Annotated in this window: 26 protein-coding genes; 12 read left to right on the forward strand and 14 right to left on the reverse strand. The window is 71.8% G+C overall.

What is annotated here, in order from left to right:
* Window positions 1–45: 45 nt before the first annotated feature.
* The 3 genes from Pma05_RS12290 to Pma05_RS12300 all read left to right on the forward strand — a co-directional run bounded on the left by Pma05_RS12290 (window position 46) and on the right by Pma05_RS12300 (window position 3,940).
* Window positions 46–708 (forward strand): permease prefix domain 1-containing protein, encoded by a 663-nt coding sequence (locus Pma05_RS12290; RefSeq protein WP_203857472.1) that lies wholly within the window; start codon window positions 46–48, stop codon window positions 706–708.
* Between the two features lie 223 nt (window positions 709–931).
* Window positions 932–3,175: an MMPL family transporter gene (locus tag Pma05_RS12295; RefSeq protein WP_203857473.1), complete on the forward strand. Its 2,244-nt coding sequence runs from the start codon at window positions 932–934 to the stop codon at window positions 3,173–3,175.
* 60 nt (window positions 3,176–3,235) lie between these two features.
* Complete coding sequence (locus tag Pma05_RS12300) at window positions 3,236–3,940, forward strand: carbon-nitrogen hydrolase family protein (RefSeq protein WP_203857474.1); 705 nt, start codon at window positions 3,236–3,238, stop codon at window positions 3,938–3,940.
* A 94-nt stretch (window positions 3,941–4,034) separates the two neighbouring features.
* On the opposite strand, the gene Pma05_RS12305 is transcribed toward Pma05_RS12300, so the two are convergent.
* On the reverse strand, window positions 4,035–5,102 hold the full coding sequence (locus Pma05_RS12305; protein ID WP_203857475.1) for an ArsR/SmtB family transcription factor: 1,068 nt from the start codon (window positions 5,100–5,102) through the stop codon (window positions 4,035–4,037).
* Window positions 5,103–5,260: 158 nt separating this feature from the next.
* On the opposite strand from Pma05_RS12305, the gene Pma05_RS12310 reads away from it, so the two are divergent.
* Both Pma05_RS12310 and Pma05_RS12315 read left to right on the forward strand, forming a co-directional pair.
* Window positions 5,261–6,241, forward strand: coding sequence for an aldo/keto reductase (locus tag Pma05_RS12310; RefSeq protein WP_203857476.1), 981 nt, complete (start codon window positions 5,261–5,263; stop codon window positions 6,239–6,241).
* 148 nt (window positions 6,242–6,389) lie between these two features.
* Window positions 6,390–7,280 (forward strand): oxidoreductase, encoded by an 891-nt coding sequence (locus Pma05_RS12315; RefSeq protein WP_203857477.1) that lies wholly within the window; start codon window positions 6,390–6,392, stop codon window positions 7,278–7,280.
* A 205-nt stretch (window positions 7,281–7,485) separates the two neighbouring features.
* Here Pma05_RS12315 and Pma05_RS12320 read toward each other — a convergent pair whose 3' ends face one another.
* Window positions 7,486–8,232 (reverse strand): helix-turn-helix domain-containing protein, encoded by a 747-nt coding sequence (locus Pma05_RS12320; protein WP_203857478.1) that lies wholly within the window; start codon window positions 8,230–8,232, stop codon window positions 7,486–7,488.
* 48 nt (window positions 8,233–8,280) lie between these two features.
* Here Pma05_RS12320 and Pma05_RS12325 point away from each other — a divergent pair, with 48 nt between their 5' ends.
* The 3 genes from Pma05_RS12325 to Pma05_RS12335 all read left to right on the forward strand — a co-directional run bounded on the left by Pma05_RS12325 (window position 8,281) and on the right by Pma05_RS12335 (window position 12,365).
* The gene (locus Pma05_RS12325) at window positions 8,281–9,168 is read left to right on the forward strand and encodes an oxidoreductase (RefSeq protein ID WP_203857479.1); all 888 of its coding nucleotides are present in this window, start codon (window positions 8,281–8,283) and stop codon (window positions 9,166–9,168) included.
* Between the two features lie 255 nt (window positions 9,169–9,423).
* Window positions 9,424–11,358, forward strand: a complete 1,935-nt coding sequence (locus tag Pma05_RS12330; protein WP_203857480.1) for a hypothetical protein — start codon at window positions 9,424–9,426, stop codon at window positions 11,356–11,358.
* 209 nt (window positions 11,359–11,567) lie between these two features.
* Window positions 11,568–12,365 (forward strand): TIGR02452 family protein, encoded by a 798-nt coding sequence (locus Pma05_RS12335; protein WP_203857481.1) that lies wholly within the window; start codon window positions 11,568–11,570, stop codon window positions 12,363–12,365.
* 34 nt (window positions 12,366–12,399) lie between these two features.
* Here Pma05_RS12335 and Pma05_RS12340 read toward each other — a convergent pair whose 3' ends face one another.
* From Pma05_RS12340 to Pma05_RS12370, 7 genes are all read right to left on the reverse strand, one after another.
* Window positions 12,400–13,083, reverse strand: a complete 684-nt coding sequence (locus Pma05_RS12340) for an NAD-dependent epimerase/dehydratase family protein (RefSeq protein WP_203857482.1) — start codon at window positions 13,081–13,083, stop codon at window positions 12,400–12,402.
* A gap of 67 nt (window positions 13,084–13,150) precedes the next feature.
* Window positions 13,151–14,188, reverse strand: coding sequence for an aldo/keto reductase family protein (locus tag Pma05_RS12345; RefSeq protein ID WP_203857483.1), 1,038 nt, complete (start codon window positions 14,186–14,188; stop codon window positions 13,151–13,153).
* A gap of 73 nt (window positions 14,189–14,261) precedes the next feature.
* The gene (gene speB / locus Pma05_RS12350; protein WP_203857484.1) at window positions 14,262–15,278 is read right to left on the reverse strand and encodes an agmatinase; all 1,017 of its coding nucleotides are present in this window, start codon (window positions 15,276–15,278) and stop codon (window positions 14,262–14,264) included.
* A gap of 83 nt (window positions 15,279–15,361) precedes the next feature.
* A complete protein-coding gene (locus Pma05_RS12355) occupies window positions 15,362–16,345 on the reverse strand; it encodes an ABC transporter permease (RefSeq protein ID WP_239312228.1) in 984 nt (327 codons plus the stop codon).
* A gap of 2 nt (window positions 16,346–16,347) precedes the next feature.
* Window positions 16,348–17,181 carry an ABC transporter permease gene (locus Pma05_RS12360; RefSeq protein WP_239312230.1) on the reverse strand — a complete coding sequence of 278 codons (834 nt, stop codon included), beginning with the start codon at window positions 17,179–17,181 and terminating at the stop codon, window positions 16,348–16,350.
* A 20-nt stretch (window positions 17,182–17,201) separates the two neighbouring features.
* Window positions 17,202–18,395, reverse strand: coding sequence for an ABC transporter ATP-binding protein (locus Pma05_RS12365; protein WP_203857486.1), 1,194 nt, complete (start codon window positions 18,393–18,395; stop codon window positions 17,202–17,204).
* 4 nt (window positions 18,396–18,399) lie between these two features.
* Entirely contained in the window at window positions 18,400–19,596 is a 1,197-nt protein-coding gene (locus tag Pma05_RS12370) for a polyamine ABC transporter substrate-binding protein (protein WP_203857487.1), read from the reverse strand.
* Window positions 19,597–19,748: 152 nt separating this feature from the next.
* Here Pma05_RS12370 and Pma05_RS12375 point away from each other — a divergent pair, with 152 nt between their 5' ends.
* Window positions 19,749–20,981, forward strand: coding sequence for a discoidin domain-containing protein (locus Pma05_RS12375; protein ID WP_203857488.1), 1,233 nt, complete (start codon window positions 19,749–19,751; stop codon window positions 20,979–20,981).
* Window positions 20,982–21,052: 71 nt separating this feature from the next.
* Here Pma05_RS12375 and Pma05_RS12380 read toward each other — a convergent pair whose 3' ends face one another.
* Together Pma05_RS12380 and Pma05_RS12385 are read right to left on the reverse strand one after the other, a co-directional pair.
* The gene (locus Pma05_RS12380) at window positions 21,053–21,241 is read right to left on the reverse strand and encodes a DUF397 domain-containing protein (RefSeq protein WP_203857489.1); all 189 of its coding nucleotides are present in this window, start codon (window positions 21,239–21,241) and stop codon (window positions 21,053–21,055) included.
* Window positions 21,232–21,999: a helix-turn-helix domain-containing protein gene (locus tag Pma05_RS12385; RefSeq protein WP_203857490.1), complete on the reverse strand. Its 768-nt coding sequence runs from the start codon at window positions 21,997–21,999 to the stop codon at window positions 21,232–21,234. Before Pma05_RS12385 ends, Pma05_RS12380 begins: the two co-directional genes overlap by 10 nt.
* A gap of 276 nt (window positions 22,000–22,275) precedes the next feature.
* Between Pma05_RS12385 and Pma05_RS12390 the strand changes: the two genes are divergently transcribed.
* Window positions 22,276–22,923 (forward strand): CatB-related O-acetyltransferase, encoded by a 648-nt coding sequence (locus Pma05_RS12390; RefSeq protein WP_203857491.1) that lies wholly within the window; start codon window positions 22,276–22,278, stop codon window positions 22,921–22,923.
* An 11-nt stretch (window positions 22,924–22,934) separates the two neighbouring features.
* Here the strand turns inward: Pma05_RS12390 and Pma05_RS12395 are convergent, their stop codons facing one another.
* Together Pma05_RS12395 and Pma05_RS12400 are read right to left on the reverse strand one after the other, a co-directional pair.
* Entirely contained in the window at window positions 22,935–23,303 is a 369-nt protein-coding gene (locus tag Pma05_RS12395; protein WP_203857492.1) for a DUF3499 domain-containing protein, read from the reverse strand.
* A gap of 75 nt (window positions 23,304–23,378) precedes the next feature.
* The gene (locus Pma05_RS12400) at window positions 23,379–24,608 is read right to left on the reverse strand and encodes an RNA-guided endonuclease InsQ/TnpB family protein (RefSeq protein ID WP_203857493.1); all 1,230 of its coding nucleotides are present in this window, start codon (window positions 24,606–24,608) and stop codon (window positions 23,379–23,381) included.
* Between the two features lie 34 nt (window positions 24,609–24,642).
* On the opposite strand from Pma05_RS12400, the gene Pma05_RS12405 reads away from it, so the two are divergent.
* Window positions 24,643–24,813 carry a type II toxin-antitoxin system prevent-host-death family antitoxin gene (locus Pma05_RS12405; protein ID WP_203857494.1) on the forward strand — a complete coding sequence of 57 codons (171 nt, stop codon included), beginning with the start codon at window positions 24,643–24,645 and terminating at the stop codon, window positions 24,811–24,813.
* 209 nt (window positions 24,814–25,022) lie between these two features.
* On the forward strand, window positions 25,023–25,472 hold the full coding sequence (locus tag Pma05_RS12410) for a metallopeptidase family protein (RefSeq protein WP_203857495.1): 450 nt from the start codon (window positions 25,023–25,025) through the stop codon (window positions 25,470–25,472).
* A 117-nt stretch (window positions 25,473–25,589) separates the two neighbouring features.
* Here Pma05_RS12410 and Pma05_RS12415 read toward each other — a convergent pair whose 3' ends face one another.
* Window positions 25,590–25,847: a WhiB family transcriptional regulator gene (locus Pma05_RS12415; protein ID WP_101367926.1), complete on the reverse strand. Its 258-nt coding sequence runs from the start codon at window positions 25,845–25,847 to the stop codon at window positions 25,590–25,592.
* Between the last annotated feature and the right edge of the window lie 100 nt (window positions 25,848–25,947).

Consider the following 25,947-nt stretch of genomic DNA (forward strand, 5'->3'; position numbering starts at 1 on the left):
CCGAGCCCGGCATACTGGGGCACCGGTGCCCAGAGAAAGTGAGCCGTGGCCGCTGCGATAGACGGATACCTCGCCGAACTCGACCGTGCCCTGCGAGGGCCGCGGCGGGTCAAGACCGGTCTGCTCCGGGAGGCCCGGGACAGCCTGGTCGACGCGACCGAGGCGTACGTGGATCTCGGCCTGACGCCCGAGGTCGCCGCCCGACGCGCGGTCGACGACTTCGGTGAGGTTTCCCGGATCGCCCCCGGATATCAGGCCGAACTCGCCCTGGCCCAGGGCCGGCGGACGGCACTGCTGGCCTTCGCCAGCCTCATCGTGCAGCCGCCGATCTGGCACCTGGTCTCCTGGCAGGCGGCCGAGCCGGATCCGCTGCCCGGGCTGGCCGGGGTCCTCGACATGCTGGTGAGCCGGCTGGGGACGCTGGCCGTGGTCGTCGCACTGCTCGCCGTCTGGGCCTCCGGCACCGGGGTACGTCGACTCGGCGCAAACCCCCGGGTCATCCGGCTCACCGGGATCTTCGCCTTCACCGCGGCGGCCACCTTCAGCCCGATCGGCCTGATGCTCGCGCTCTTCAGCCCGGCAACCGGCCCGATGGCCCTGGCCCGGTTGCCGATCGCACTGGTCGTCCTGATCCTGCCGATGCTGCTCGTGGCGCTGAACGGCGCACGCTGCCTCACGACGGCCCGCGCGGCGACGACCGCCCGCTGACCCCAGGCTCCCACTGAGACCTCGCACACCCGGGTAACCCCTGATTCGTCCACGTTGGACAGCACGGCCACCTGCCCAACCATCACCCGCCAAGCCCCCTTCGGTGCCGCCGGCCGAGCCGTCTTCGCTTATGTAGTTATGCTACATGTAGATTGCTAACCCGTCGACGAGCGCGCTGCGGAGCGACCGGCGGGCGGACCCGAGAACGCGAGGAGATCCGACAATGCCGACCGAATCAACTCCTGCCGAGCGGCCCGAGGGCGGGTGGCCCGACGGCGACGTGCCGGCTCGGACGGGCCGGGACGGGCCGCCCCAGGCCGGCTTCTTCGCCCGGGTGGCCGGGTGGGCGTACCGGCGGCGGTGGGTCGCGCTGCTGACCTGGGTCGTCGTGCTGGTCGGTCTCGCCGTGGCGGCCCAGGCGATCGGGACGGACTACCACAACGACCACTCGCTGCCCGGCACCGAGTCCCAGGCCGCCACGGACACGCTCCGGGAGCACGGCTCGCGGCAGACGGCGGGCAGCCTCCAGATCGTCCTGCACCACCCGGGCGGGATCGGCACCGCCGAGGTCCGGCAACGCGTCGAGCCGATGCTCGGCCAGGTACGCGGGATGGCCTCGGTGGCCGAGCTGACCAGCCCGTACGACGACCAGCGCGCCGTCTCCGCCGACGGCACCATCGGGTACGCCACGGTCACCCTCGACAAGCCCAGCGAGGAGGTGCCGGCCGAGGACGTACGGGGCGTCATCGAGACCGCGCAGGCGGCGGCCGGGGACGGGCTGCGGGTGGAGTTGGCCGGTGACCCGGTGCGGGCCGCCCAGGAGAGCGAGGGTGGCGCGGCGGAGGGCGCCGGCCTGCTGGCCGCCCTGGTCATCCTGGTGATCCTCTTCGGTTCCCTGCTCGCCGCCGCGCTGCCGATCGGGATCGCGATCTTCGCCGTCGGCAGTACGCTCAGCCTGGTCGCGATCGCCTCGCACGTGGCGACGGTCGCCGACTACACCGCCCCGCTGATGGCCCTGGTCGGGCTCGGCGTCGGCATCGACTACGCGCTACTGGTCTTCTCCCGCTTCCGGTCGGAGCTGCTGCACGGCGCCGACCGGGCCACCGCCACCCGGATCGCCCTGGACAGCGCCGGTCGTACCGTCTTCTTCGCCGCCTGCACGGTGGTGATCGCCCTGCTCGGCCTCGTCGTGCTCGGCCTCGGCTCGCTCCAGGGCGTGGCCGTGGCGGTGGCGCTGACGGTGCTGGTCACGATGCTCGCCTCGCTCACCCTGCTCCCGGCGCTGCTGGCCATCGTCGGCGGTCGGGTCGAGCGTGCGATCCGGCGCCGCGCGGCGCGGGCGAAGCGGGCCGAGGGCGCGGTGTGGCGGCGCTGGTCCGGGTTCGTGCAGCGCCGGCCCTGGTTGGCCCTGCTGCTCCCCACGGCGCTGCTGGTGCTGCTCGCGGTGCCGGCCCTGGACATGCGGCTGGGCTTCGCCGACGCCGGCAGCGACGCGCCGACCTCGACCAGTCGGCAGGCGTACGACCTGATCTCGACCGGGTTCGGCCCGGGGCAGAACGGTCCACTGGTGGTGGTCGTCGAGGGTGGCCAGCCGGCCGCGACCGAGGTGGGCGGCGCACTGGCCGGAGTCGCCGGAGTCGCCTCGGTGACCCCGCCGTTCCCGGCACCCGACGGGCAACTGCACACCCTGCTGCTCTTCCCCAACTCCGCCCCGCAGGACGCGGCGACGATGGACCTGGTGGAGCGGCTGCGTACCGAGGTGTTGCCACCGGTCGAGCGGAGCACCGGCGCCCCGGTCTCGATCACCGGCGGTACGGCGGCGGCGGTCGACTTCGCCGACGCGATCGAGGAGCGACTGCCGCTCTTCGTGGTCGTGGTGGTGGGCCTCTCCGCACTGCTGCTGGTACTCGTCTTCCGGTCCCTGCTCATCCCGGTCAAGGCGGCGGTGCTCAACCTGCTCAGCGTGGCCAGCGCCCTCGGTGTGATCACCTACGTCTTCCAGTACGGCAACCTGGGCGTCCAGCCCGGTCCCGTCGAGGCGTTCGTACCCGTACTGATCTTCGCAATCGTCTTCGGGCTCTCGATGGACTACGAGGTCTTCCTGGTGTCCCGGATGCACGAGTACTGGGAACGGCACCGGGACGCCCCGGGCGCGATCCGGGAGGGCCTGGCCACCACCGGACGGGTGGTGACGGCCGCCGCCGCGATCATGATCGTGGTCTTCAGTGCCTTCCTCTTCGACCCGGGCCGGATGCTGCAACAGTTCGGGCTCGGCCTGGCGGTCGCGATCTTCGTGGACGGTTTCGTCATCCGCTGCCTGATCCTCCCGGCCGTGATGCAGCTCTTCGGCGCCCGCGCCTGGTGGCTGCCGTCCTGGCTGGGCCGCCTGCTGCCCCGGGTCGCCCTGGAACGCCCCGAGGCGGCCACCCCGGTCACCGCCGGGGTCGAGAGGTCCACTCTGGTCTGACAAGGTCGTCTCTGGTCCGACCGGGTGTGCTGGGCGGGCGGCGGGGCTACGATCGGGCGCGTGCGAGAACCGCTGACCATCGCCGTCGCCCAGCCGCCCTGCCTGGCGTACGACGTGGTGGCGAACGCCCGGAGCCACGCCGAGGCGGTCCGGTCAGCCCGGGCCCGGGTGGTGGTCTTTCCCGAGATGTCGCTCACCGGCTACGAGTTCGACGCCGCCCCGGTCGACGCCGACGACCCACGCCTCGCCCCGATCGTGGCGGCCTGCGCCGAGACCGGCTCGCTGGCGCTGGTCGGCGCCCCGGTCCCCGGCGACACCGGACGGCCGCACATCGGCGTCCTGGCCGTGCAGGGCGGCGGCGCCCGGGTGGCGTACCGGAAGATGTGGCTGGGCGGGGCGGAGCCGGAGCACTTCGCCCCGGGCCACGCCCCGGCGGTGGTCGAGCTGGCCGGCTGGCGGCTCGGGCTCGCGGTCTGCAAGGACACCGGGATACCCCGGCACGCGGCCGACACCGCCGCGCTCGGCATCGACGGGTACGTCGCGGGCGTGCTGGACTCGGCGGCGGAGTGGGGTGTGCAGGACGAGCGGGCCCGTCGGGTCGCGGCCACCCACGGGGTCTGGGTGGCGACCGCCAGCTTCGCCGGCTCCACCGGTGCCGGCTACACCGACGCCGCCGGACGGTCGAGGATCTGGGACCGGGTCGGCCGGGTGGTCGCCGAGGCGGGACCCGAGCCGGGCACGGTGGTCCGAGCCACCCTGACCTGACCGACGCGGCTCACTCCGGCCCGACCGACGCGGCTCACTCCGGCCCGACCGGGCCGACTCGCTACCCGCTCCCGCTACACGCTTTCGCTGGTCGCTACGGCCGCTCGCTCGGCAGCGCACCCGCCCCGCCGCCGAGCTGCTCCCCCAGCCCGGTACGCAGATAGCGCAGTCGCCGGCCGACCCGCTCGCCGACCACCAGGCCGGCGTCCCGCAGCGTGGTCAGGTGGTGCGAGGCGGTGGCCGGGGCCAGCCGCAGGGCGTCGGCCACCTCGCCGGTGCTGTGCGGCACCGCCAGCAGGGTCAGCACCGCCGCCCGGGTCGGGCCGAGCAGCGCGGCGAGGGCCGGCGGAGGCGGCTCGACCAGTGCATCTGGTCCCACCGTGGCACCGGGTCCGGCCGGCGCAGCCACGTCGGCGGCCGGCCTCCGGGGCACCGGCGTCGCCCAGAGCCGGCCGTACCCCCGGGGCGGATACCAGAGCGCCCGACCGGTCGGCGTGTCGGTGACCGGGTAGACCATCGGGCCGGCGAACCCGGCCGGCAGCAGGGCCAGCGGGTGCCCGTCCAGGCTCCACCGCCGCTCCTTGGCCGAACCGAGCAGCAGCGCCGTACCGTCCCAGTCCAGTTTCGGGTGCAGGCCACGCAGCAGCGCCCGGGGGCCGCGCTCGGCGGCGGTCAGCGCCCGGTGCGCGATCTCACCCTCCGCGGCGGCCCGCAGCCGGGGCCAGACCGGCGCGATCGCCAACGCGAAGTACCGCCGGATCTCCCGGACCAGCTCGGTCAGCCCGCCGGCCGGGTCGGTGCCGAACCGGACGATCTCCGGCGGCGCCGGATGCCCCGCCCAGGCCCGGTGCACCTCCGCGGCGACCACGCCCGGTGGAGTCTCCGCGATCACCCGCAGCTCCTCGTCCAGGGTGGGACGGGCGCCGGCCGGTACCGGGGTGAGGAAGTCCGGCACCTGGCAGGTCGGCGCGGCGGCCAGCGCCCGGAGGGTACGCAGCGGGGCGTCGGCCAGCGCCGGCAGTACGCTGTCCCGCCAGCCGGCGTACATCCAGAATCTGGACGGCCGGTCGAGCACGAAGAGGCTGGTCACCACCTCGACCATCGGCGAGTGCGCGAACCTGAGCCGCACCAGGTCGGCCGGGGCGAACTCGATCCGGAGCATGCTGCCATTTAACCTCGCCCGACCTGGACAGCGCGCCGCCCGCGCCCCGGCCCTCACCTGTCGGCGGCAGAACGCGCAACGGGGAGGTCGACCAAGGTCAGATTCGAGCACGCTCGAACGGCTCCCGAGTACCCGGATCCGCGACCTACCGTCCGGGCATGGAATACACCCACCTCGGCCGGACCGGCCTGACCGTCAGCCGGGTCTGCCTCGGCACCATGAACTTCGGCTGGCAGCTCGACGAGGCGGAGAGCCACCTCGTCCTGGACCGGGCGTACGACGAGGGGATCAACTTCGTCGACACCGCCAACATGTACGGCCGGGAGGACGGCGACGGCCTCAGCGAGCAGTTCATCGGCCGGTGGTTCGGCAGGATCGGCCGGCGGGACCGGATCGTCCTCGCCACCAAGGTCTACGCCCCCATGAGCGACTGGCCCAACGACGGCGGTCTCTCCGCCCGGCACATCGTCGCCGCCTGCGACGCGTCGCTGCGCCGGCTCGGCACCGACTGGATCGACCTCTACCAGATGCACCACGTGCAGCGGGAGACGCCCTGGGAGGAGATCTGGCAGGCGATGGAGACCCTGGTGATCCAGGGCAAGATCCGGTACGTCGGCTCGTCCAACTTCGCCGGCTGGCACCTGGCCCGCGCCCAGGCCGCCGCCGACCGGCGGCACTTCCTCGGCCTCGTCTCCGAGCAGTGCAAGTACAACCTGCTCACCCGGCACGTCGAGCTGGAGGTGGTGCCGGCGGCGATCGACCTCGGCATCGGGATCCTGCCGTACTCCCCGCTGCACTTCGGCGCGCTCTCCGGGGCGATCCGCAAGATCCGGGACGGGGTTCCCGGCCGGACCGTGCTGCACGCCGCCGACCGGGTGGAGCCGCACCGGGCGGCCCTGACCGGGTACGAGAAGCTCTGTGCCGAGCTGGGCGAGGAGCCGACCACCGTCGCGCTGGCCTGGCTGCTGTCCCGCCCCGGCGTCACCGCCCCGATCGTCGGTCCGAGGTCGGCCGACCAGCTCGACCTGGCGCTGCGGGCGGTGGAGAGCACGCTCGACGCCAGCACCCTGGGCCGGCTGGACGAGCTGTTCCCGCCGGTCGGCTCCGGTGGCCCAGGCCCGGAGGCATGGGCCTGGTGAACCCGGCCGAACGGGTCCGGCGGATCAGCCGGACGGGTGGCGCCGGGCCGCTTTCCGGCGCCCGTGGCGGCGGGCGTAGCAGAGTCGAGCCCGGGAGGAGCCGTCGGGCGGCACCCCCGGACGACCCGCGCCGAAGGGAATCGACAGCATGGCCAAGACGTGGCTGATCACCGGCAGTTCCCGGGGCCTGGGCCGGGCGCTCAGCCAGGAGGTGCTGGACCGGGGCGACAACCTGCTCGCCACCGCCCGGCAGCCCGACCAGCTCGCCGACTTCGTCACCCGGTACGGCGACCAGGTGCGCCCGTACGCCCTCGACGTCACCGACCCGGCCGCCGCGCGGGCGGCGGTGCAGGCCGCGGTGGAGACCTTCGGCGGCCTGGACGTGGTGGCCAACAACGCCGGCTACGCCAACAGCGCGCCGATCGAGGAGACGCCGGAGGAGGACTTCCGGGCGCAGGTCGAGACGAACCTCTTCGGCGTCGTCAACGTCACCCGGGCGGCCCTGCCGATCCTGCGGGCCCGCCGCTCCGGGCACTTCCTCCAGTTCTCCTCGATCGGCGGACGGGTCGGCGGTACGCCGGGGCTGGGCGCGTACCAGACCGCGAAGTTCGCCGTCGAGGGCTTCTCCGAGGTGCTCTACAACGAGGTCAAGCCGTTCGGCATCCGGGTCACCATCGTCGAGCCCGGCGCCTTCCGTACCGACTGGGGCGGCTCGTCGATGGGGCTGGCCGAGGTGGGCGAGGACTACCAGCAGACCGTCGGGCGGCTGCACGCGCTGCGCCGGGACATGGACGGTCAGCAGGCCGGCGACCCGGAACGGGCCGCCCGGGTGATCGCCGACCTCGTCGGGCTCGCCGTACCGCCGCTGCGGCTGCTGCTCGGCTCCGACGCGCTGCGCCTCGCCGAGGAGTCGGCGCTGTTCCGTTCCCGGGAGGCCACCGCCTGGGCCGACGTCAGCCGGAGCACCGACTACGACAGCAGCACCGACTTCGCGAAGACGCCGGTCGCGGCGATGCTCGCACCACGCAGCCCGAACTGACGGCGCTCAGACCTGCCGTTTCGGCACCACCGGCCGACTCGGTGACCAGACCTTCCGCTGCGGCACCACCGGCGGGCCGACCCTCCGCTTCGGCGCCGCTGGCGGTCAGAGCTTCCGCTTCGGCCTCGCCAACGGTCTGACCTTCCGTTTCGGCACCACCGGCGGGCCGACCGGCAGTGCCCGGCTCCGGCGTCTGCGCCTCGGGTCAGCGGTTCAGGCCCAGGTTGCCGGCGCGCAGACCGGCCTGGAACCGGGACTCGGAACCCAGCTCACGCAGCAGCTCGGCCACCCGCCGCCGGTATGTCCGCAGCGGCATGCCGAGCCGCCGCGCCGCAGCCTCGTCGGTGAGCCCGGAGGCGAGGGCGCGCAGCACCGTCCGGCCGGTCGGGTCGAGCCGAGGGGCGTCCGCCCGCAACCAGCCGTCGACCTCGTCGGCCCCGTCCCAGGTGGCCTGGAACAGCGCGTACACGCCGTCGATCAGGGTCGGAAGGGTGGTCACGGTGAACTCGCGGTCCGCGCCGCGTACCGCACCGGCCAGGATCATGACCTTCCGGTCGATGACGATCGTCTCGTGCGGCAGCGGGGCCGCGCAGATGCGTACCCGGATTCCCGAGGCGACGGCGTTGGCCAGTTGGGCGCGCTGCTCGTCCACGACGAGCGCGGCGGGGGTGTAGAGCTTCCGCACGGTCAGGCCGGCCGGAACGTTGCGCCCGGCGACGCTGGCCACCCGCATCCGGGCGGTGGTCCGGGACCAGGTCTCCAGGTCGGTCGCGGCACAGACGAACTCGGTCCGGGCGCCCGCGAAGAGGTGCCCGGCCCGTCGGACCAGTTCGTCCTCCCCGCGTACGGTGATCACCCGCTCGTCCGCCACCCGACCAGTCTGGCCCGGACCGAGCAGCGCCGACAACCGGCTGGTGGCGGCGAACTTGCCGGGCGGCGGCGAACTGGCCACTTCCTGCCAGGGGTGGCTGCGGAGGCCGGCGCGGCAGAGGCTCGGGGCATGACGACGGACACACCCACCAGCGCCGACACCTTTCTGCTCGGCGGCGACCTGCGGATCAACCGGCTCGGGTTCGGTGCGATGCGGCTCGCCGCGAACAGCCTGCACGGCCCGCCCCGGGATCCGGCGACCGGCATCGCCGTGCTGCGCCGCGCGGTCGAGCTGGGCGTCGACCACATCGACACGGCCGGCTTCTACGGGCGCGGCACGGTGCACGCCCACGAGCTGATCCGGGAGGCGCTGGCGCCGTACCCGGCGGGCCTGGTGATCGCGACCAAGGTCGGCCCGCTGCGGGACGCCACCGGCATGCCCTCCGGCGAGGCGACCGCCGACCAGTTGCGCGGGCTGGTCGAGGAGGACCTGCGCCGGCTCGGGCTGGACCGGCTCGACCTGGTCTACCTCCGGGTGGGCGGCCTCGGCCCGGTCGGCGGTACGTCGATCGCCCGGCGCTTCGAGGCGCTGGCGGCGCTCCGCGCGGAGGGGCTGATCCGGCACCTCGGGGTCAGCAACGTCGATCCGGCGCAGTACGCCGAGGCGAGCGCCATCGCGCCGGTGGTGGCGGTGCAGAACCACTTCCACCTCCAGTACCGGGACGACACCGAGCTGCTGGCCAGGTGCGCGGAGACCGGCACCGGGTACGTGCCGTTCTTCCCGCTCGGCGGCGGCACCCGGCCGATCGACCCGGAGCGGTACCGCCGGGTCGCGGCCCGGCACGGCGCGACCCCGGCGCAGGTGGCCCTGGCCTGGCTGCTCGCCGTCTCACCGGTGCTGCTCGCCATCCCCGGCACCGGTTCGCCGGAGCACCTGGCCGAGAACATGGCCGCCGCCAACCTGCGCCTCACCGCACAGGACCTCACCGACCTCACCGAGTCGAACGTGACCGGGTAGAACATGACCGGGCAGAACCTGACCGGCTAGAACGTGACCGGGTGGAGGACCTCGTCGAGTAGAACCCCTCGCCGGGCGGGGACCTCGCCGGGCCCGGAGAAAACTGACGCCGACGGATGGCCTGCCATCCACAGGGGACGTACGCTCGGGCGACGCAAGTTCCACGACGAGCCCGCCGGGCTCGGGGACGGGCTCACCATCCGCCTCCCCGGGTCCGGCGCGGGCGTCGACCCCTCGGACGGCGGAAGGTCAGGAATGAGAACGAGACGCACCATCGCCATGGCAGCCGCCACGGCGATGCTCACCGTGCTGTCGCTGTCACTGGCACCGGCGAGCCAGGCCGCGACGGCGCGTTACCCCCACCTCAATCCCGGCGGCCAGCCCCGGCTGACCGAACGGGTACCGGTCAACGTGGTGTTCCTCGGCTACGAGTCGAACCAGGTGTCCCGGTCGGCCTACCAGGCGGAACTGCCGCGCGGCTACGAGCCGGTGGTCCGGTCCCGGCTCGCCTACGGCGTCCAGGAGAAGCTGGGCCTGCACTACACGTACGACTACCGGATCAGTTACGCCGACCGGCGCTACGAGGACCGGTTCTTCGGTGAACTCAAGCGGCTGTCCCGGCCGGCCCCGTTGACCTCGCTCCAGACGGAATACAACGCGCAGCAGCGCAACGTCCTCGACATCACCTCGAATCATCAGATCGACGCGCCGAGCGTCGAGCGGTGGTTGGCGAAGAACCCGCCGGCCGGGGTGGACACCCGGCGGAACACCATCTTCTTCATCAACTGGTACGGGCGGTCCGACTTCCGGTTCCACGTCTACACCAAGACCAACGAGCCGGACCCGGACACCGGATACAACTTCGGTGTCGAGCGGGACAGTCGCAAGCTCATCGCCTGGGGCGGTACCACGGCCAGGGACGAGGAGGACGGACTCGGCTCCACCCACCGGATCTGGTTCCACGACCTGTCGGCCGGCCCGGAGTCCTGGACCTCGAACTGGAACGTGGACGACCCGGACCTCGACGGCAACGGCGTCGAGGACTACCGGATGCCGCCGACCTGGGAATACACCGCCGGTGGCTACCGGGCGCCGGGCAAGCTCGCCGGTGACCTCGGCCTGATCACCCGGTACGTCGCGCTGAACCTGCTCTTCACCAGCTCGCCGCTCTATCCGGCGGAGCTGCCCACGGCCGAGCCGCCGCGCTCGATCAACCTGGACAGCAACGTCTACGAGGGCTGGCCGGGCGTGGACGCCTCGAAGACGTACGTCAAGCCGGACCTGCTCCTCTCCGAGCTGCGCGAACTGCGCTGGGGCAACCGGCTCGACTACGACAGCCAGGACCTGCCGTTCACCGGCGAGGCCGAGCGCTGCTACCGGCTGGCGGTCGAGGAGGACGTCTCCTGCTATCCGGAGACCGGCTTCCCCGGCTTCGCCAACTTCTATCTCCAGAACCAGAAGGAGCTGGCGCGTACCCAGGACGACCAGGGCCGGGTCGACTACGAGCTGCCGATGTTCAGCTACGCGGTACCGGAGGGCACCATCACCCCCGCCCTCGGGTTCGCCGACGACAACTACGTCGACGGCACCCAGACGTACGTCTTCGGGTTCATCTCGCCGGAGATCGTCGCGGCCGGGTACGGGCTGACCACGACGCTGATCCACGAGGTGGGGCACCACATCGGGATGAGCCACCCGCACGACGGCTACGACAGCACGTCCGGAGTGGACTACGGGCCGGCCGACGAGTTCTACTTCGTGAACGCCGGTGACCAGACCAACTCGATGATGAGCTACATCGACCTGAACTGGGACTTCAGCCAGTTCGACCACGACAACAGCGACCGGTTCCTGACGGCCGCGTACAACGAGGCGGCCAACCGGCTCGCTGCGGACGTACTCGACTCGCCCCGGTCGCACCGGGCCCGGGACGAGTTGGCGGCGGCGGACCGGCTACTCGGCAGGGCCAAGGCGGCGCTGGCCAACCACCAGTACGCCACCGCGCACGCCTACGCCGACCAGGCGTACGCCGAGGTGGTCGACGGCGCCCGCCAGGCGGGTGTACCGACCGACAAGGTTGCCACGCAGATGACGGCGGAGGCGAAGGCCGCCCGGACCAGTGTCGAGGCGGACCAACCGCACGAGTTCATCGACAGCCTCGACCCGGAGGGGCCGCGCAGCCAGCCCTGACGGACCGCCGCCCGCCGCCGGCGGGAGGGCGCGCCGGATTGTGGGCTGTTACTAGCCCTAGAGGGGTAGTAACAGCCCACAATTCGTTAGAGCCCGTCACAGCCGGCCCGGCGTGGTCCGGGGGTTGGGGTGGGCGGCGGGTGGGGCGGGCGGGGCGGCCGGGTGGAAACCCGGTCGTGGCGGTGTCGATGATCGAGCAGGATGGCGGGGTGAGTAGGCGGCTGAGGGCGATCGCCCAGGAGACGGTGGCGGTACTGGACCGGGGGTCCTACCGGACCGAGCAGGGCGGGCAGGTGGCCCTCGGCGACGAGCTGGCCCGGGCGGTGGCCGGCACCCGGCTGCTGCTGCCCGACGAACTCCTGCCCCCGCCGGAGCCGCTGGCCGACCCGCCCACCGTCGAGGTGACCGACGAATCCAGCCTGGCGGCGTGCCGGCGACTCGACGGCGACCGGGCCTGCCTGGTCTTCGCCTCGGCCCGCAACCCCGGCGGCGGTTTCCTGAACGGTGCCCAGGCCCAGGAGGAGAGCATCGCCCGCGCCTCGGGGCTCTATCCGTGTCTCCGGGCCGCCTGGGACTTCTACCTCGCACACCGGGCCGACCCGGACCTCGCCTACAGCGACCGGGTCGTCTACTCCCCGCAGGTGCCCGTGTTCCGGGACGACCGGGGCACCCCGCTGGCAACGCCGTACCCGATCTCGTTCCTGACCTCGGCGGCGCCCAACCTCTCCGCGATGCGGCGCAACCAGCCCGACCGGGTGGGTGACGTCCCGGCCATCCTGCGCCGGCGGGCCGGCCGGGTGCTGGCGGTTGCCGCCGGGTACGGGCACCGACAGCTCGTCCTCGGCGCCTGGGGCTGCGGCGTCTTCGGCAACGACCCGGCGACCGTGGCGACGGCGTTCGCCGAGGCGCTCCGGGAGAGCCCGTGGTTCGAGCGGGTGGTCTTCGCCGTACTGGACCGGGAGCGTGGCACACCGACCCTCGCCGCGTTCCAGAAGGTCTTCCGGTGACCGGCCCGGGCCAATACTCCCCCGCGCCCGCCAGCTAGCCCGGTGCGCCGCCCGGTCGGTCGCCGAAGGTGGTCAGGTCGCGGTTCTCCAGTACCCGTCGGGGATAGCCACGTTCGGCGACGCCGAGCATCGCCAATCCGAGCTGCTCGGTGGTGGTGACGGCACGCGGAAACGCCCGCCGCAGTGCCGGGGCGAGCGGCGCGATCGCCGCGTAGAGGACGCGGTACGTCCGGGTCTTCGACCGGATGCCGTGCAGCGGCTGGATGAAGCCGGGCCGGAAGGCGTACGCGTTCGGCAGCAGCCGGAGCAGCTCGTTCTCGGTCCGGCCCTTGACCCGGGCCCACATGGTGCGGCCCCGCTCGGTGCTGTCGGTGCCCTGCCCGGAGACGTAGACGAAGGTCAGCTCGGGACTGGCGTCCGCCAGGACCCGCGCGGCGGCCATCGTGACGTCGTGGGTGATCCGGGTGTAGTCGGCCTCGCTCATCCGGAACGAGGAGACCCCGAGGCAGAAGAAGCAGGCGTCGGCCCCGGCGAACTCCTCCGCCGCACCGGTGAAGTCGAGGAAGTCCGTCCAGACCAGCTCACGCAGTTTCGGGTCCCGCTGCCCGGTCGGGGCGCGGACGACCGCGAGCACGCTCTCGACCTGCGGGTCCCGCAGGCACTCCCGGAGCACGCCCTGCCCCACCATGCCGGTCGCACCGAACAGGATGACCTTCATGCCGTGCCTCTCCGGGCCGTCGGTTGTGCCGGGCCGCCGAGTGGCTTCGGCGGGCGCCGGTGCCAGGCTATCCGGCGGCGGGTACCGGGGCGGCCCAGTCGGGTTTGACCGCCATCATCTGGGCGGTCTTGGTCGCGTCGGTCTCGACCAGGTCGCCCAGCGTCTCGTCGATCCGGCGCATCAGCGCGTCGTCGAGGCGTACGCCGGCCGCCGCCGCGTTCTCGGTGACCTGCTCCGGCCGGGACGCCCCGATCAGCGCGGTACTGACGGCGGGTCGCCGCAGCGTCCAGGCGATGGCGAGTTGGGCCATCGACAGGCCGGCCTCGTCGGCGATCGGGCGCAGCTCCTGGACCTGCTGGAGCAGCCGGTCACCGAGTACCCGCCGGATGAACGTCGGCGCCCGGCCGCCGCTGGCCGCCCGGGAACCCTGCGGTGGCGCCTGGCCGGGCCGGTACTTGCCGGTCAGCACCCCCTGGGCGAGCGGCTGGAAGGCGATCTGGCCGATTCCCTCCGTCTCGCACAGCGGCACCACCTCGGGCTCGATCACCCGCCAGAGCATGTTGTATTGCGGCTGGTTGGCGACGATCCGGTTGCGCAGTCCGAGCTGGTCGGCGACGTCCAGGGCGGCCCGGATCTGCGCCGCCGTCCACTCCGAGACGCCTAGATAGCGCACTTTGCCCTGCCGGACCAGATCCTCGAAGGCGAGCAGCGTCTCCGCCAGCGGAGTCCGGTCGTCGAAGCGGTGCGCCTGGTAGAGGTCGACGTAGTCGGTGCCGAGCCGGCGCAGCGAGGCGTGGCAGGACTCCAGGACGTGCTTGCGGGACAGGCCCCGGTCGTTGGGGCCGTCGCCGGTGGGCAGGCAGACCTTGGTCGCGATCTCCAGCGACTCGCGGCGTACTCCGCGCAGCGCCTCGCCGAGCAGCTCCTCGGCGGCGCCCAGGGCGTAGACGTCGGCGGTGTCGAAGGTGGTGATCCCGGCGTCCAGCGCGGCCCGTACGCAGCTCAGCGCCGCTTCCCGCGCCACCAGCTCGCCGTGGGTGAGCCAGTTCCCGTAGGTGATCTCGCTGACCAGCAGGCCGCTGCGGCCGAGGTGACGGTGCTCCATGGCGGCCCAGCCTAACCAAGATCCGTAACTGTCGCCCGCCCGCTGTGTGCCTTACCACCACCTCCGCTCGGGCTCAGCGGCCGTCGAGCAGGGGTTGGCGGGGATCCCACGGCGGCAGCTCACCGGCAGTGTCCCGGCGTCGTCGGGCCATCGCCGACAGCGCCTCCAGCACCACCCGGTTGCCGAGATAGGCGGTCACCTCCGCCTGGTCGTACGGCGGCGCCACCTCGACCACGTCCACCCCGACCACCGGCAGTTCGTAGCAGCACCGCCGGACCGCGTCCAGCAGTTGCCGGGTGGTCAGCCCGCCCGGTTCCGGGGTGCCGGTGCCGGGCGCCATGCCCGGGTCGACCACGTCCACGTCGACCGAGAGGAAGACGCCGTCGCAGTCGTCCAGCGCGATCGCGTACGCCTCGGCGAGGCATTCGTCCAGCCCCCGGGCGACGATCTCGGTCATCTCGTACGACCGCATCTGCCCGGCGGCCATCCAGGCCAACGTCTCCGGCCCCGGCCAGTACCCGCGCAGTCCGATCTGGAGGAACCGGTCGGCCCGGACCGCTCCCGACTCGATCAGCCGACGCATCGGCTGGCCGTGCCCGTAGAGCGAGCCGTGCTCGATGGTGCCGGTGTCGGCGTGCGCGTCGAAGTGCACCATCGAGACCCGGCCGTAGCCGAGGTGCCGGGCCACCCCGGTCGCGTCCGGCAACGCGATCGAGTGGTCCCCGCCGAGTACCACCGGAACCGCGCCGGAGCGGACGACCGCGTACACGGCCTCCTCCAGCGCGCCGAGCGAGCGTACGGCGTCGCCGCCGAACATCTCGACGTCTCCGGCGTCGTAGACGGTCAGCTCGCGCAACGGGTCGACCCGGAGCGCCAGGGACGGGCGGGAGCCGTCGTGCGGCAGGTAGCACGCCTGCCGGATCGCCGACGGACCGAACCGGGTGCCGGGGCGGTGCGAGGTGCCGCCGTCGTACGGGGCACCGACGATGACGACGTTCGCGTCGGCGTACGTGTCGGGGTCGTTGAGGGTGCAGCGGGGAACGCCGAGGAAGGTGAGATCCGGCCCGTACATCGCTCCCGATCGCGTCATCCGGACAGTCTCGTTCATCGGACCCGCTCCCCGCTCGACCCGATCCCGCCGATCAGGGCCGCCGGCAGTCGGGTCCGTGACAGTCAGCGCCGGCCACGAGTGCTACGGCGACTGCGAGTGCTACGGCTGCTGCGAGTGCTACGCCGGCCGAGGCGGGACGCGGCCAGCATCAGCAGCGCGACCGCGAACATCGCGGTACCGACCACGTTCACCTGGGGCGGGATGCCGCGCTGGCTGGCGCCCCAGACGTACATCGGGAACGTGACGGTGGTGCCGGAGTTGAAGTTGGTGACGACGAAGTCGTCGAAGGAGAGCGAGAAGGCGAGCAGTGCGGCGGCGGCGATGCCGGGCAGCACCAGCGGCAGGGTGACTCGGCGGAACGCCTGCCACTCGCTGGCGTACAGGTCCATCGCCGCCTCCTCCAGCCGACCGTCCATTCCGGACAGGCGAGCCCGGACGGTCACCACCACGAACGAGACGCAGAACATCACGTGCGCGATCACCACGGTCCAGAAGCCCTGCGGGATGCCGGCGGCCACCAGCAGGGCGAGCAGCGAGGTGCCGAGTACCACCTCCGGGGTGGCGACCGGGGCCAGTACCAGCACGTTGACCGCCGCCCGTCCCCGGAACCGGTGCCGGACCAGCGCGAACGCCATCAGCGTGCCGAGTACGGTCGAGACCGCCGTGGCCACGAACCCCACCTGTACGCTGCGCAGCACCGCCGCGCACATACCCGGCCCGGCACACGGGTCCCGCCAGTTGTCCAGGGTGAACTCCGCGAAGTCGTACGACAGCCGGCTCGACGGCTGGTTGAACGACAGCCCGGCCACCACCGCCACCGGCAGCAGCAGATAACCGAGCACCAGCGCGGCGACCGCCAACACCCAGTGGTCGGCAACGAACCGCCCGAACCTGTCCGCGACGAACCGCCCGAACCTCTCCGCGACGAACCGCCCCAACCTGTCCGCGGCGAACCGCCCGAACCCGATAGCGACGAACCGCGCGAACGTGTCGGCGGCGAACCGCCCGAACCTGACGGCGGCGAACCGCCCGAACCGGCCGCCCACGGCTACCCTGCCTCCGCAGGCCCGGCCCGGCGCAGCCAGCCGATCACCAGCGCCAGGATCGCCACCATCAGCAGCACGGACAGGGCGGCGCCCTGCGGATAGTCCAGCCGGACCAGGAATGCCGCGTCGATCACGTTGCCGACCATGTATTCGTTGGGGGTGCCGAGGAGTTCGGCGTTGACGTAGTCGCCGGTGGCCGGGATGAAGGTGAGCAGCGTGCCGGCCACCACCCCGGGCATCGACAGCGGCAGGGTGACCCGCCGGAACACCTGGGCCGGTCGGGCGAAGAGGTCACCGGCCGCCTCCAGCAGTCGCGGGTCGAGTCGTTGGAGGCTGGCGTAGAGCGGCAGCACCATGAACGGCAGGTAGCAGTAGGTCAGGCTGGTGACCACCGCGGCCGGGGTGGCGAGCAGCCGTCCGTCCGGGGCGAGCAGGTGCAGGTCGCGCAGCAGGCCGACCACGGCGCCGCCGTCGGAGAGGACGGTCTTCCAGGCCAGCGTCCGGACCAGGAAGCTGGTGAACATCGGCGCCACCACGCAGACCAGCAGCAGGTACTGCCAGCGCCCGGCGCGCAGCGCGATCACGTACGCGAGCGGGTAGCCGAGTAGCAGCGCCAGCAGGGTCGCCAGCCCGGCATAGCCGAAGGAACGGCCGAGTTGTGCGCCGTACGCCGCCACCGCGTCCGGGTAGTTGCCGAACGACCAGGTCATCGCATAGCCGCTGGTCAGCGAGCCGGCCGGGTCGTAGAGGCTGGTCGCCGCGAGCTGCACCGCCGGGGCCAGGAAGAAGAGCACCAGCCAGAGCAGCCCGGGCAACAACAGGAGGTACGGCACCACCCGCCCACGCCCGGACCGGCTCACTCCCGCCCCGCCCGCACCGCCGCCGCCGCAGCAGCCGCAGCCGCAGCCGCATCGTCGTGCAGATCGTGGTGCAGACAGTGGTGCAGACAGTGGTGCGGATCGTGGTGCAGCAGGAAGGCGTGCCGGGGATGCCAGTGGGCCAGTACCGGGCTGCCGGCCGGGATCCGGGCCGATTCCCCGTCGGCGGCGGCGAAGACCGACAGCTCGACCCCGGCACCGGTCCGCACCGAGTATTCGGTGCTGACCCCGAAATAGCCGACATCGGTGACCGTGCCGTCCAGCCACTGGTGCCCGGCCGGCACCTGTTCCGCCGTACCGACCAGCCGCACCTTCTCCGGCCGTACCCCGAGCAGCACCGCACCCGAGTCGACCCGGGACCTGGCCGACGGCACCGAGAACCGCCGCCCGTACGCCTCGACCAGCAGGTCGTCCCCACTGCGCCCGTTCACCGTGCCGGCGAGCAGGTTGGACCGGCCCAGGAAGGTGGCCACGAAGGCGGTGGCCGGGAACTCGTACAGCTCGGCCGGGGTGCCGAGTTGCTCGACCCGGCCGGCGTTCATCACCGCCACCGTGTCGGCGAGGGTCATCGCCTCCTCCTGGTCGTGCGTGACGTGCACGAAGGTGCCGCCGACCTCGGTACGCAACCGCCGCAGTTCGCCCTGCATCCGGCGGCGCAGCGCCAGGTCGAGCGCGCCGAGTGGTTCGTCCAGCAGCAGTACCCGGGGCCGGTTGACCAGAGCCCGGGCCAGCGCCACCCGCTGCTGCTGCCCACCGGAGAGCTGCTCCGGTCGGTGCCGCTCGTACCCGTCGAGCTGCACCAGCGACAGCATCCGGCGCACCTGCCCGGCCACCTCCGGTACGCCCCGCCGCCGCAGTCCGAACGCGACGTTCTCGAAGACGTCCAGGTGTGGAAAGAGCGCGTAGCTCTGGAACACCGTGTTCACCGGCCGCCGGTACGGCCGCAGCCGGGTGATGTCCTCGTCGCCGAGCAGGATCCGGCCACCGGTCGGCTCGGTCAGCCCCGCCACCATCCGCAGGGTGGTGGTCTTGCCGCAGCCGGAGGGCCCGAGCAGTGCGAAGAAGGAGCCGGCCGGCACGGTCAGGTCGAGCCGGTCCACGACGGTGACAGCGCCGAACCGCTTGCTGAGCCCCACCAGCCGCAGCGCACCGGACGGCTCCTCCACGACCATCCCGTCAACCCCCGACGACCTGCTGGAACTTCGACTCGTACTCGCGTTCCCGGGTCTCGTCCAGGGCCATGAACACCTTCGACCGGGCCAGCAGCGCCGGATCGGGGAAGATCAGCGGGTTGGTGGCGAGCGCCGGGTCGAGCTTCTCCATCTCCGCCTGCGCGCCCTGCACCGGGCAGATGTAGTTCACGTACGCCGCGAGCTGGGCTGCCACCGCCGGCTCGTAGTAGTAGTCCATCAGCGCCTCGGCGTTGCCCCGGTGGGTGGCCCGGTTCGGCACCAGCATGTTGTCGGAGTAGAGCATCACGCCGGAGTCCGGGGCGACGAAGCGTACCCGCTGGTCCTCGGCGGCCAACTGGATGACGTCGCCGGACCAGGCGACGCAGGCCGCGATGTCGCCCCGGGCCAACTCGGCGGCGTAGTCGTTGCCGGTGAACCGGCGGATCTGCCCGCTCTCGACGGCCCGGCGCAGCTTCTCCAGCGCCTCGTCGAACTGGGCCGGGGTGAAGTTCGCCGGGTCGTGCCCACCGGCGGCCAGCAGCAGCCCCATGGTGTCCCGCATCTCGGCCAGCGCGGTCACCCGACCCTTCAGGTCCGGCCGGGTCAGCAGCTCCTCGACGGTACGCACCTCGCCGGTGACCCGGCCGTTGTAGGCCAGCCCGGCCAGCCCGGACTGCCACGGGATGGCGAGCACGTTGTCGGGGTCGTAGGAGCGGCCACGCAGCGAGGTCAGCAGGTTGCGTCCGACGTTCGGCAGCCGGCCAGCGTCGAGCCGCTGCACCCAGCCGAGGTCGATCACCCGGGCCGCCATCCAGTCGCTGAGCACGATGATGTCCCGGTCGATCGGCTGGCAGGCGGCGAGCTGGTTACGGATCTTGCCGAAGAACTCGTTGTTGTCGTTGATGTCCTCGGTGTAGCTGACCTGGATCCCGCTCCGCCGCTGGAACGCTTCCAGGGTGGGCCGCCTCGACTCGTCGCCCTCGGCCACGTCCAGATATTGCGGCCAGTTGGAGAAGACCAGCGTCTTCTCGGTGCCGGAGAGGTCCTCGCTGACACAGCTCGCCTCGGTCTGCCGGGCCCCCTTCGTGCCGCAGGCGCCGAGCAGGGAACCGGTGACCAGCAACGCCGCTGAGCCGGCCACACCGCGCAGCAGCGTACGCCGGGGCAGCCGTGGCGACAGGGGATGCGGGCGATCGCGCATGTACGGCTTCTCCGGGTTCGTGCCGAGGGGGCAGGGGCGTACGGGTCGACCCGCTGGCCGGAGGCGTCGCGGGAGATCCACTCAGACGCAGATCCTGACATGCGACCGTACGACGCCCCACGCGGGTGTGCGCTGATCTATACGATCCCGCCATGGACCCCTGCCGCCCCGCCCGGCCCCGTCGCCTGGCGTTGACCGCTGCCGCCCTGGCCGCCCTGCTCGTCGCGGGTTGCGCCACCACCAGCAACGTTCCGGGCGACGCCGAGGTGACCATCTCCGGGCGGCTGGCCCGAGCCGACGGCACACCCGCGGCCGGGGTGAGCGTCATGCTGCTCAAGGAACCCGACGCGGGCGAGGTCATCGGCGGCCTCCTGGCCACCGTCACGAGTCTTGGACTCCTCTGCCTCGCCGAGGCCGTGGACCTGTGCAAGGACGCCCGGAAGGTGCAGACCGACAGTACCGGCACCTACACGTTCCGGCTCACCGGCCGGGACACCCAGGGATCGTTCAACAGCGCGTCGACGATGGCGATCAGCGCCCGACTCCCGGGCGACGGCGATACCGCGACCGGGCCGGCACTCCAGACCCGATTCAAGGTCCATCGCACCGCCCTCACCGTTCCCCCGCTCACCTTCTGGGAGCCGGCGGACCTGGTCGTCCGGCCGGGCCACAGCAGGGTCAGCTTCGACTGGTCGGACCGTCCGGGCCCGAAGAACCGGAAACCCCCGAAGTACACGGTCACGGTAACCTCCGGCACCGAAGGCAACGACGTGGTGTGGGTCGCCGACGGCGTCAAGCCGGGCGGATCCTTGGACGCGCGGACGATCGGGGACCTACGCGGCCACCTCCACGTCACCACCACCCTCAAGACGAAAGACGACGGTACGGAGTTCACCACGCAGTACGACAGTCAGCGCGTCGGCGTGGTCGGAGCCCTCGAACCGCCCCAGTCCCGCAACGCGGGGTGCGCGGTCGCCGGCCGTGACGGCGAGCCCGAACCCCTCGAACCGTGTTCCCTGACCGACGGCGCGTACGGGCAGCGCTATCGCCTCCGGTCGTGCCTGGAAAGGGAGAGCTCTGGCGCCTCGCCGGGCCCTCGGGCAACCGAATCGGCGGAACCCTGCCGTGCCAACACCTTCGTGCAGATCGATCTTGGCACCCGTCGGCCGATCGCGGCGGTGTTCGCGCATGACCTGTCGGTTTCGAGCCCGGTCGTGATCGAGACGAGTGACGACGGAATCACCTGGTCACGACGGGCCGAGGCAGGCCAGCCGCAGTTCCTGGAGGTCACCATGCCACCCGGAATCGACGCCAGGTACCTCCGGCTCTCCCAAACGGACGGCAGAGGGGTGACCCAACTGAACGAACTCGCGATCTGGCCATAGCCAGCGCGGCGGACGGCCCGGAGGCAGCCCGGCGCCCCGGCGCCCGGCCGGAATTCGACCCCGGATGCTGGTCAGCGGTGCGTGGCCAGCCCGACGAACGCGCGCCACGCGTCCGGGCCGAAGCTCAGCGTGCCGCCATCGCGGTCCTTGCTGTCCCGCACCAGTACCCGGCCGGGCAGGTTGTCCGCCACCTCGACACAGTCGCCGCCGTTGTTGGTGCTCCGGATGGAGGTGCGCCACCGGGCGCCGGTCATCTCCATGTCTCCGCCACCTCCCTGATCAAGTCGATCGACGGTCGGCGGGGCAACGCCTCACCGGTGATGCTCTCCCACCGCTTTCCCAGGCTAGCAATGTCCGATCGGTCGTTGAGAATCTGGCCTCGAAGCTGGCCGTCCAGATAGGCCAGTTCCACTCCGTCGTCCAGTCGGGCCAACACGAATGACCCGGACAGCCCGGTGTGCCAGGGCACGTCCGCCGGAATCACCCGGACCTGCACGTAGGGCCCCTCGGCCATCTCTGCCAGGTGCGTCAACTGCTCCCGCATCACCACCCGATCGCCGAGCAGCCGGCGCAGCACCACTTCGTCCAGCACCGCGACGAACTGCGGCGGCCGGGGACCCGACAGGATCTCCTGCCGCTTGAGCCGGCTGGCCACGATCTGCTCCACCTCATCCGGCGCCAGAAGCCCACCCACCCGGAGCATCGCCCGCGCGTACCCCTCGGTCTGGAGCAGGCCCGGCACAGCTAACGGCTGATACGACCGCAGCGCGATGGCCTCCTTCTCGACCTCGGCCCACGGTCGGAACCACGGCATGTCCCGTCGCTTGTACGGGTCGGGCCACAGCTCGGCCGGCTCCCGGCCGAGGATGGCGGCCACCGCCACCCGGGTCCGGGTATGCGGGACACGGCCGGGCGAGAGCCACCGCCCGGCGGTCTTCGGGTCCACGCCCACCCGTTCGGCCAGGGACTCGGCGGTCTCCCCCGCCGTCGCCATCGCCAGCCTGAGCACCTCGTTCATCGCCGGGCCGCCTTTCGATAGGTCGGATCGTCCGCGCCAACATATCGACGATGCACATCGATGTCCGCCCGACACGGCCGGCCGCGCCAACAAAGGCAGTGAACTGCTCAAACTCGGTACACGAGCACCACATCGGCCCCGCACATCCGGACCTGACCCGCGCCCAAAAGGTCACTAGGACGTCCCGGGATGTCCCGATGCCTCACCGGCCGACCACCGCGCCCCGGCAGCGCAGGCTTTGCGATCATGGGTACGCCACCGAGGAGGCGATCCGTCATGCCGGGAGTTCCCGCCGACCCGACCGTGCTGCACCCGATGCCCGGGCAGCCCCGGGTGGTACTGCTCAAGCCACTCGTCACCTCCCCGTTGATCGAGGTCGGGGAGTTCACCTACTACGACGACCCGGACGACCCGACCGCGTTCGAGACCCGCAACGTGCTCTACCACTACGGGCCGGAGCGGCTGGTCATCGGCAAGTTCTGTGCGCTGGGCGAGGGCACCCGCTTCGTGATGAACGGCGCCAACCACCGGATGGACGGCCCGTCGACCTTCCCGTTCCCGATCATGGGTGGCTCCTGGGCCGAGCACTTCGACCTGATCACCGGCCTGCCCGCCCGGGGCGACACCGTGGTCGGCCACGACGTCTGGTTCGGCTACCAGGCGATGGTGATGCCAGGGGTACGGATCGGCAGCGGCGCGATCGTCGCCTCCGGCTCGGTGGTCGTCGACGACGTACCCGACTACGGCATCGTCGGCGGCAACCCGGCCCGACTGATCCGCCGCCGGTACGCCGACGAGGACATCGCCCGCCTGCTGGCGCTGGCCTGGTGGGACTGGCCGCTGGAGCACATCACCGCACACGTCCGCACGATCATGGCCGGCAGCGTGGCCGAACTGGCGGCCGTCGCACCCGGAACCCGGTAGCCCCGATTGGGTCAGTGGCTGGGCGGGATGACCCGGAGGTGGCCCCGGCGTCCGGTCTGGTGGCCGGGGCGCTGGTCGGCCTCGATCTCGTCCGGGCGCGGCGGCGCGGGGCGGGCCGCCTCGCGGACCGCCTCGGCGAGCGCCACCAGGTCGTCGGTGGTCGGCGGCGGCGGCTCGAACTCGCCCTCGTGCCGCACCACGTCCCAGCCCCGAGGTGCGGTCAGGCTCCGGGCGTGCGGCTCGCAGAGGTCGTAGGTGTGCGGCTCGGCAAAGGCCGCCAGCGGGCCCACCACGGCTGTGGACTCGTTGTAGACATAGGTCAGCGTGGCTACGGCCTGTCGGGGGCAGCCGTTGCGGGAGCAACGCCGTGGTGACCTCACGGCGGCACGGTATCTCCATTACCGGCTCCGCCACAAAGCTTGGGCATGCGACACGCCGTTGACATCCTCTCCGCCCTAAAGGATGGAGATTCCCTCCACGCTGCGTGTGGACCGCGCGGCGTCCGGGTGGGTTCCCGCTTCCCTGCGCGCCGCCGGGACGAGTCCTGGTCTTACGTGCGCTCCACGGGCGTTGAGGTCCGCCTGTCCAGCGGCCCTGACGTTCTTCGCGGCGTTCACGTCCCGGTCGTGGGTGGCCCCGCAGGGGCAGTCCCACGACCGGACGTTGAGCGCCATCTTCTCGTTGAGCCGGCCACACGCCGAGCACATGCGGGTGGACGGGAAGAACCGATCCACCCGAGCGAAGGTCCGTCCGTACCGGTCGGCCTTGTACTCCAGCATGGCGGTGAAACTGGCCCACCCGGCATCGTGCACGGACTTCGCCAGCCTGGTCCGGCCGAGACCGACCACACACAGGTCCTCGACGTACACCGCTTGGTTCTCGCGGATGATCGCCGTGGACAGTTTGTGCTGCCAGTCCCGCCGGGTATCGGCCACCTGGGCGTGCGCCCGTGCGACCTTGACGACGGCCTTCCTGCGGTTCTGACTCCCACGTTGCTTGCGCGAGAGGGCCTGTTGCAGCCGCTTGAGCTTGCGGGCAGCGCGGCGCAGAAACCTCGGTGCCGCGACCTTCGTACCGTCCGAGAGCACCGCGAAGTGAGTCAGCCCCAGGTCGATACCCACCGCCGTGTCCAACTCGGGCAGCGGCACGTCGGTGGTCCGCACAACGAACGACGCGAAGTACCGCCCGGCCGCGTCCCGAATGATCGCCACGGACGACGGGTCGGACGGCAGCACCCGTGACCAGCACACCTGAAGGTCGCCGATCTTCGGCAACCTGAGTTTGCCGTTGTCGAGAACCTTGAACCAGGCGTTCCTGGTAAAGCGGATGGCCTGCCGGTTGTCCTTGCGCGACCGAAACCGGGGCGGGGCCAGCTTGCGGCCCTTGCGCCTGCCGCTGACCGAGTCGAAGAAGTTGCGGTAGGCGATGCTCAGGTCGGCCAGGGCCTGCTGCAACACCACCGCCGACACCTCGCCCAGCCACGCCCGCTCGGGCGTCTGCTTGGCTTCGGTGATCAGCCGCCGGGACAGCTCGGCATCACAGATGTACTTCTCTCCCGCCTCCCGAGCCCGTTGACGCAGGCGCAGCCCGTCGTTGAACACCACCCGCGCACACCCGAACGCCCGGGCCAGCTCGACCTGCTGGCCGGGCGTCGGATACACCCGGTAGTTGTAACGGAGCCGCACGGTCGCGAGTGTACACGGGGGTAGCCTCGGGGCTATGAGCGACACGACAGAGATCAGCGTCCGCGAACTACGCAAAGCCCTGGCTGACACCCTGAACGGCGTGACGGTCCGAGGCCGGATCGTCTACGTGACCAACAACGGCCGCCGGATCGCCGCCATCGTTCCGGTCCCCGCGGCTGAACAGATCGAGCAGGCGCGAGGTTAGGCACTGCTCGGGCCTCGGCAGCCCTCGCAGCACGGGCCTTCACCCCCGCCCTGAACTGAACGGCGGAGCACTGGCGCGGATTTCGGTAGGGGTGATCACATTCCGGGCGCCCCGTTACGACACGGCCGAATCCCCGAGCCGATCTTGACCGGACCAGGTCTACCCTGTCGTCGTGGGCGGTCGTCCACGACGAGTGAAGCGGGGTGCGAATGACCAGTCCGGAGAATCGCCGGCCGGGTTCCGGGCGCCGGTCGCACCGGGATCGGCACGGGCGCGGGCTGCGCGGCCGGCTCGTTCCGGCCACCGTCCCGCTGGCCCGGACCAAATCGGAGATCTTCGACGACCTGGTCCTGGACACCGTGGAGACCCTGGAGCGGCGGTTCGCCAAGGAGCTGGCCGGGGTCGAGTTCGCGGTCGAGGACGTACCGCCGGACCTGAACGTCTACGACTCGGACGTACTCGAGGACGGCGAGGTGCCGCTGGCCCGGCTGCTGCCCGGGCGCCCCGGACGGCAGGAGGTGCCGCCCCGGATCGTGCTCTACCGCCGCCCCCTGGAGTTCCGCGCGATAGACCGCGAGGATCTCGCCGACCTGGTGCACGACGTGATCATCGAGCAGGTCGCGAACCTGCTCGGCATCGATCCCGACGAACTGGCCTGAGTCCCCGATCCCCCGACGGGCGGCCCAGGCGTCCCGTCCCCCGACGGGCGGCCCGTGCGTCGATCCCGACGGGAGCTGGCCTGACCCGGGCGGCCCCCACCACCCGGGCGCGGCCGCTCAGGCGACGCGACGCTTCAACTTGCGCCGTTCGCGTTCGGACAACCCGCCCCAGATCCCGAACCGTTCGTCGTGCCCGAGTGCGTATTCCAGGCACTCGGCCTTGACCTCACACCGGGAGCAGATCCGCTTCGCCTCGCGGGTCGAGCCGCCCTTCTCGGGAAAGAACGCCTCCGGATCGGTCTGCGAGCAGAGCGCCCGCTCTTGCCACTCCGGAGCGTTTCCGAGCAGGTCGGCCACCTCGAGTCGGCCGTCCATCCAGTTGCCTCCTTATCGCGCACCGGCGCGGCAGCCGGCGCAACCCCCCACGCGGAAGGCGTGTTTGCCCGTCCGGTAGCGATTTGATGCGCTCCGTACG

The organism is Plantactinospora mayteni, assembly GCF_016862935.1.
In the GTDB taxonomy this organism is placed as follows: Bacteria; Actinomycetota; Actinomycetes; order Mycobacteriales; family Micromonosporaceae; genus Plantactinospora; species Plantactinospora mayteni.

Excerpts from the sequence above, each read along its gene's own strand:
- Pma05_RS12295 (WP_203857473.1), top strand. The coding sequence starts at position 932 with ATGCCGACCGAATCAACTCCTGCCGAGCGGCCCGAGGGCGGGTGGCCC.
- Pma05_RS12305 (WP_203857475.1), bottom strand. The coding sequence starts at position 5,102 with ATGCTCCGGATCGAGTTCGCCCCGGCCGACCTGGTGCGGCTCAGGTTC.
- Pma05_RS12310 (WP_203857476.1), top strand. The coding sequence starts at position 5,261 with ATGGAATACACCCACCTCGGCCGGACCGGCCTGACCGTCAGCCGGGTC.
- Pma05_RS12315 (WP_203857477.1), top strand. The coding sequence starts at position 6,390 with ATGGCCAAGACGTGGCTGATCACCGGCAGTTCCCGGGGCCTGGGCCGG.
- Pma05_RS12325 (WP_203857479.1), top strand. The coding sequence starts at position 8,281 with ATGACGACGGACACACCCACCAGCGCCGACACCTTTCTGCTCGGCGGC.
- Pma05_RS12330 (WP_203857480.1), top strand. The coding sequence starts at position 9,424 with ATGAGAACGAGACGCACCATCGCCATGGCAGCCGCCACGGCGATGCTC.
- Pma05_RS12340 (WP_203857482.1), bottom strand. The coding sequence starts at position 13,083 with ATGAAGGTCATCCTGTTCGGTGCGACCGGCATGGTGGGGCAGGGCGTG.
- Pma05_RS12345 (WP_203857483.1), bottom strand. The coding sequence starts at position 14,188 with ATGGAGCACCGTCACCTCGGCCGCAGCGGCCTGCTGGTCAGCGAGATC.
- speB (WP_203857484.1), bottom strand. The coding sequence starts at position 15,278 with ATGACGCGATCGGGAGCGATGTACGGGCCGGATCTCACCTTCCTCGGC.
- Pma05_RS12365 (WP_203857486.1), bottom strand. The coding sequence starts at position 18,395 with ATGGTCGTGGAGGAGCCGTCCGGTGCGCTGCGGCTGGTGGGGCTCAGC.
- Pma05_RS12370 (WP_203857487.1), bottom strand. The coding sequence starts at position 19,596 with ATGCGCGATCGCCCGCATCCCCTGTCGCCACGGCTGCCCCGGCGTACG.
- Pma05_RS12375 (WP_203857488.1), top strand. The coding sequence starts at position 19,749 with ATGGACCCCTGCCGCCCCGCCCGGCCCCGTCGCCTGGCGTTGACCGCT.
- Pma05_RS12380 (WP_203857489.1), bottom strand. The coding sequence starts at position 21,241 with ATGGAGATGACCGGCGCCCGGTGGCGCACCTCCATCCGGAGCACCAAC.
- Pma05_RS12385 (WP_203857490.1), bottom strand. The coding sequence starts at position 21,999 with ATGAACGAGGTGCTCAGGCTGGCGATGGCGACGGCGGGGGAGACCGCC.
- Pma05_RS12390 (WP_203857491.1), top strand. The coding sequence starts at position 22,276 with ATGCCGGGAGTTCCCGCCGACCCGACCGTGCTGCACCCGATGCCCGGG.
- Pma05_RS12405 (WP_203857494.1), top strand. The coding sequence starts at position 24,643 with ATGAGCGACACGACAGAGATCAGCGTCCGCGAACTACGCAAAGCCCTG.
- Pma05_RS12410 (WP_203857495.1), top strand. The coding sequence starts at position 25,023 with ATGACCAGTCCGGAGAATCGCCGGCCGGGTTCCGGGCGCCGGTCGCAC.
- Pma05_RS12415 (WP_101367926.1), bottom strand. The coding sequence starts at position 25,847 with ATGGACGGCCGACTCGAGGTGGCCGACCTGCTCGGAAACGCTCCGGAG.